The sequence below is a fragment of the Actinosynnema sp. NPDC059797 genome (genome assembly GCF_042732085.1).
Taxonomy (GTDB): Bacteria; Actinomycetota; Actinomycetes; order Mycobacteriales; family Pseudonocardiaceae; genus Actinosynnema.
The window spans coordinates 1-4,854 of the sequence record NZ_JBHWIE010000468.1; the positions used below are offsets into that span (position 1 = coordinate 1).

The following is a 4,854-nucleotide window of genomic DNA, read 5'->3' on the forward strand; positions in this document are numbered from 1 at the left end:
CTGGTGGACCTGCGCGCCACGGCGCGGCGACAAGTGCCGCTGACCGAGATCTGGCACCTGGTGCCGGCGTCGAGCGTCATCGGCGCGGGCATCGGCCTGGCCTACGGCGCGATGCCCGGCCTGATCATGGCCGCCGTGCCGGTGTCCGAGACCGACGCCGCGGCGGCCGCCCTCCTGCCGGGGCGCGAGCGGGCCCGGTGACCGGCCCGGTCAGGTGACCGCCCCGACCAGCACCGGGACGGCGTTCATCGCGCCGTGGACGACCAGCAGCGGCCACATCGCGCGGTACCGGCTCCACAGGTAGCCCAGGAACAGGCCCTGCACGCCCTGGTTGACGAACGCCGAAGCGAGGTCGACCGCGAGCCGGTCGGTGCCCTGGATGCCCACGTGCCACGCGGCCCACACCAGTGAGGTGAGCACGATGGCGGCCCAACGGCCCGTGATCGCCTCCCACCGCGTCTGGAGCCAGCGCCGGTAGAACACCTCCTCGAACAGGGCGTTGACCAGGAAGACCACCACGACGGTGGCGAGCAGCGTGACCGGGTCGACGGTGTCCGCGTAGTCGTCGGCCGGTGTGACGAGCGCGGCCAGGACCACCCAGGCGACCACCGCCGGCACGGGCGCGAGACCCGGTCGTGCCGTGATCCTGTTGCGCCGCAACACCAGGAGGGCCACCAGCAGCACCGCCGACTTGAGCGCGGTGTGCGCCGGCTCGCCGCCGCCGAGCGACCGCAGCGCCACGGCGAAGAGGGCCGCGAGCACCAGGAGGACCACGGCCTCCGCGCGCAGCCGCCGGGAGGGGTCCGGCCCGGGTGCGGTCGACGGCGCCGGCACCAGTCGGATCAGCACGATCCCCACCAGCGCGGGGAGCCACCGCAGCCACATCGGGAGGGTGTCGGCGTGGTCGGCGGAGTACCGGATCCCGGTGTTGCCGGTGACCAGCAGGAACAGCGCCGAACCAGCGATGGCCGTTAACCCGGCGACGAGCAGGAGTTTATTTCGCACAGTTGTACGGTAACTTATACCGCACAACTGTGCTATAAAAATGGCGTGCCGAAGCTCGTGGACCACGACCGACGACGCGCCGAGCTGGCCCGCGCGGTGTGGCGGGTCATCGGCCGCCACGGGATCGAGGGCGCCACGGTGCGGCGCGTCGCCGAGGAGGCCGGCGTCTCGATCGGCGGGCTGCGCCACTACTTCGACAGCCAGCAGGGGCTCCTGCTCTTCGCGGCCGAGGAGGTGGCGGGCGCGGTGGGCCCGCGCGTCGCGGCGCACCTCGGCGGCGACCTGCCCGGCCCGGAACGGGCGCGGCTGGTCCTGGAGGAGCTGCTGCCCCTCGACGCCGACCGGCGGGTGGAGGTCGACGTGTGGCTGGCCTGCCTGGCGCGGGCACGCGTGGACGGCGCGATGGACGAGCTGCGCCGCGCCGCGTGGGCGGGCGAACGCCACCTGTGCCGCCTCGCGGTCGCGCTCTGCCGGGGCGTGGCGCCCCCGGAGGTCATCGGCGACGAGCTGGACGAACGGCTGGAGCGGCACGCCCGCCGGCTGCACGTCGTCGTGGACGGGCTCACGTTGCAGGCCGCGATGTTCCCCGACCGGTTCCCGGTGGACGAGCTGCGCGAGGTCCTGTGCGCCGAACTCGCCCGCACCGCGGCGGACCCGGCCGCGCCCGACAGGTGACCGATCCCGGACGGGCTCACGGCGACCGGCCCCGGACCGGCCTGCCCGGACCGGTCGCTCACACGGCGGACCAGCCGTTGTCCACGGGCACGACGACGCCGTTGACGTTGCTCGCCGCGTCCGAGGCCAGGAACACGATCACGGCGGCCTGCTCCTCGGCCTCCGCGACCCGGCCGAAGTTGCCCGCGTAGGCGCCGAGGGCGGCGGGGCCGCGCGCGCCGGGGTCGACGTCGAGCGCGATGGCCGTCCTGGTCGCGCCGGGCGCGATGGCGTTGGCGCGGATGCCCGCGTCCCGGTAGGTGATCGCGAGCGACTTGGTGAGCCCGACGACGCCGTGCTTGGCGGCCGTGTACGCGGCGCCCGCCGCGCTGCCCCGGAGGGCGGCCTCGGACGCGGTGTTGACGATCGCGCCCCGGCCCCGGGCCAGCATGTGCGGCAGGACCGCGCGGGCGAGCTTGAACGGCGCGGTGAGGTTGACCCGGAGCACCCGGTCCCACTCGGCGTCGGCCACGTCCGCGGCGGCGTTCATCCGGTCCATGATCCCGGCGTTGTTGACCAGCACGTCCACCCCGCCGAAGGCGTCGACGGCGGTGGCCACGACGCGGTCGACCACCTCCTGGTCGGTCAGGTCGCCGGTCGCCGCCACCGCTTCGCCGCCCGTCGCCCCGATCTCCGCGACGACGGCCTCGGCCGCCCCGGCGTCCAGGTCCGCGACCACCACCCGCGCGCCCGCCTCGGCGAACTTCCGCGCGGCCGCCCGCCCGATGCCGGCGCCCGCCCCGGTGACGATCACGCTGCGACCGGCCAGTCCCGGGTCACCCATTCCGCCCTCCTCGTTTTTGGCACACCGTGCCATTTATTGATACCACGTCGGGCAGTACGATCGCCGCGAGTTCGCGGGAGGTCCGGGTGCCAGGTGGCGGTTCTCGCGGTCGGACCGGGCGTCCGCCGCTGACCGAGCGGCGCAAGGCGGAGACCAGGCTGGAGATCGCCCGCGCGGCCGTGCGGCTGTTCGCCGCCCGCGGCGTCGCCGCGACCTCCGCCGAGGACGTCGCCGAGGCCGCGGGCATCTCCGTGCGCACGCTGTGGCGGTACTTCCCCGCCAAGGAGGACTGCGTCCAGCCGCTGTTCACCGCGGGCATCGAGGCCGTGGCGCGCCTGCTGCGGGGGTGGCGGGCCGGTGACGAGGTCACCGACCTGCTCGACGAGGCGGCCCGGGACGGCGGCACCGGGCGGGCGGACGTGCCCGCGATGCTGGCGCTGATCCGGCTGGTGCCGACCGAGCCCGCCCTGCGCGCGGTGTGGCTCCGGGCCCACGACAACGCCGAACCGGTGTTCGCCGCGGCCCTCGCGGAGTCCACCGGCGACGGTCTGCGCGCCAGGGTGCGGGCCGCGATGCTCAACGCCGCGCTGCGGGCCGCGGTGGAGCACCACGCCTGGCACACCCCGCCCGCGGACCGGCCGGAGGACGACGAGGACGGGTTGCTCGACGCGGTGCGCGAGGCGTTCCGGATCGCGGCGGACGGGGTGTCACCGCACCCGGGCTGAGCCCTCCGGCGCGCCGGCGCCCGGCTCGGACCCCGCTCCGACGTCGAACCCCGCTCCCGCGCCGAGCCCCGCTTCGGCGTCGAGAGCCACTCCGGCGTCGAACTCGTCCCCGGCCCCGGCGCGGAACAGGCCGTCCAGCAGGACCGGGATCACCCGCCGGGCCGCCTCCGGGGTGGGCGTGGCCTCGACCGCGCCCTGGAGCATGGCGAGGACCACCGCCACGTCGTCGAGCACGACGTGGCGCCTGAGGTGGCCCGCCGCCCGGGAGCGGGCGAACGGCACGCGCAGCGCGTCGAGCAGCCGGCGGGCGCACCCGCGCTGGTCGGCCACCGGGAACCCGCGCAGCTCCTCGACCAGCGGCCGCATCAGCACCTGGTGCACCATCACCTCCCGCAGCAGCCCGTGGAACGCGGCGGGGTCGTCGGCGTCGCGCCGGGCCGCCTGCCGCAGCAGGCCCAGCTGTTCGTGGGTCACCGCGAGCAGGAGGCTGCGGCGGTCGGGGAAGTGCCGGTACACCGTGGCCTGGCCCAGGCCGGTGAGCTGCGCGATCCGCGTGGCGGACGGCATCCGCAGGCCGTGGCGCACCGAGTCGGCCACCACCGCCATGATGGCCGCCCGGTTGCGCCGGGCGTCGCTGCGTCGCGGACCTGTCATGCCGCCACCCCGGCAACCGACCGATGTTACCCGTAGGTAATGAGAGTAGCACCGGGTGTGATCCCTCGGTACCCGAACGTAACCTGCCGGACCTGACGCCTTCACCCGGGCGACATCGAGGAAGGAGCGGGCGTGCGCAAACGTCTTCTCGGGGCCCTGTGCGCGGTGCTGGCGGCCGTGGTCACGGCCCCGGCCGCGCGGGCCGAGGCACCCGTCGACTACGTCGCCCTCGGCGACTCGTACTCCTCCGGCACCGGGGCGCCGCCCTACGTCGGCGGCACCTGCTTCCGCAGCTCCCGCGGGTACGCCCAGCTGTGGGCCGACAGCCACGACGTGTCCTCGTTCCGGTACGCGGCCTGCGGCGGCGCGACCACCGCGAGCATGACCGACCAGTTCGCCTCGCTCGACGCGGGCACCGACCTGGTCACCATCACCATCGGCGGCAACGACGTCGGCTTCGCCAACACCATGGTCACCTGCGTCACCGCGAGCGACACCACCTGCGTCAACACCGTGAACGCGGGCATCGAGAACGCGCGCACCGCGCTGCCGCCCAAGCTCGACGCCACCTACGCGACCATCCGGAGCCGGGCGCCGGGCGCGACCGTGGTCGTGCTGGGCTACCCGCGCCTGGTCGAGCCGAACGGCTCCTGCCTCAGCGCGACCAAGCGCGCCGCGCTCAACCGGGGCGCCGACGCCCTGCACGAGACCATCGCCGCCCGCGCCGCGGCCGCCGGCTTCCGCTACGTCGACGCCCGCGCCCACTTCGCGGGCCACGGCGCGTGCGGCTCGTCGCCGTGGATCAACCAGTTCTCGCTGCTGCGACTCGTGGAGTCCTTCCACCCCAACGCGAACGGGTACCGGCTGGGCTACCTGGCGCTGCTCAACGGCGTGACCGGCTGACCGGACCCGCCCCGCGGCCCCTCGGCGGGGCGGGGGGGGGGCGCGTCAACCGAAGATCTGCCCGTGCGG

7 protein-coding genes are annotated in these 4,854 nt (G+C 75.1%); 4 read left to right on the forward strand and 3 right to left on the reverse strand.

Going from position 1 to position 4,854, the window contains the following annotated elements:
• On the forward strand, positions 1 to 201 hold a 201-nt coding region (locus ACFV4N_RS39845), incomplete at its 5' end, for a hypothetical protein (protein WP_499677871.1).
• A gap of 9 nt (positions 202 to 210) precedes the next feature.
• Here the strand turns inward: ACFV4N_RS39845 and ACFV4N_RS39850 are convergent.
• Entirely contained in the window at positions 211 to 1,005 is a 795-nt protein-coding gene (locus ACFV4N_RS39850) for a CPBP family intramembrane glutamic endopeptidase (protein WP_499677872.1), read from the reverse strand.
• Positions 1,006 to 1,050: 45 nt separating this feature from the next.
• Here ACFV4N_RS39850 and ACFV4N_RS39855 point away from each other — a divergent pair, with 45 nt between their 5' ends.
• Complete coding sequence (locus ACFV4N_RS39855; RefSeq protein WP_499677873.1) at positions 1,051 to 1,680, forward strand: TetR/AcrR family transcriptional regulator; 630 nt, start codon at positions 1,051 to 1,053, stop codon at positions 1,678 to 1,680.
• Positions 1,681 to 1,738: 58 nt separating this feature from the next.
• Here the strand turns inward: ACFV4N_RS39855 and ACFV4N_RS39860 are convergent, their stop codons facing one another.
• A complete protein-coding gene (locus ACFV4N_RS39860) occupies positions 1,739 to 2,503 on the reverse strand; it encodes an SDR family NAD(P)-dependent oxidoreductase (RefSeq protein ID WP_499677874.1) in 765 nt (254 codons plus the stop codon).
• 86 nt (positions 2,504 to 2,589) lie between these two features.
• Between ACFV4N_RS39860 and ACFV4N_RS39865 the strand changes: the two genes are divergently transcribed.
• Complete coding sequence (locus ACFV4N_RS39865; RefSeq protein ID WP_499677875.1) at positions 2,590 to 3,228, forward strand: TetR/AcrR family transcriptional regulator; 639 nt, start codon at positions 2,590 to 2,592, stop codon at positions 3,226 to 3,228.
• Here the strand turns inward: ACFV4N_RS39865 and ACFV4N_RS39870 are convergent.
• Positions 3,211 to 3,882, reverse strand: coding sequence for a TetR/AcrR family transcriptional regulator (locus tag ACFV4N_RS39870; protein WP_499677876.1), 672 nt, complete (start codon positions 3,880 to 3,882; stop codon positions 3,211 to 3,213). The two genes, ACFV4N_RS39865 and ACFV4N_RS39870, sit on opposite strands and share 18 nt — an antisense overlap.
• A gap of 132 nt (positions 3,883 to 4,014) precedes the next feature.
• Here ACFV4N_RS39870 and ACFV4N_RS39875 point away from each other — a divergent pair, with 132 nt between their 5' ends.
• The gene (locus tag ACFV4N_RS39875) at positions 4,015 to 4,785 is read left to right on the forward strand and encodes an SGNH/GDSL hydrolase family protein (protein WP_499677877.1); all 771 of its coding nucleotides are present in this window, start codon (positions 4,015 to 4,017) and stop codon (positions 4,783 to 4,785) included.
• The last annotated feature ends 69 nt before the right edge of the window (positions 4,786 to 4,854 follow it).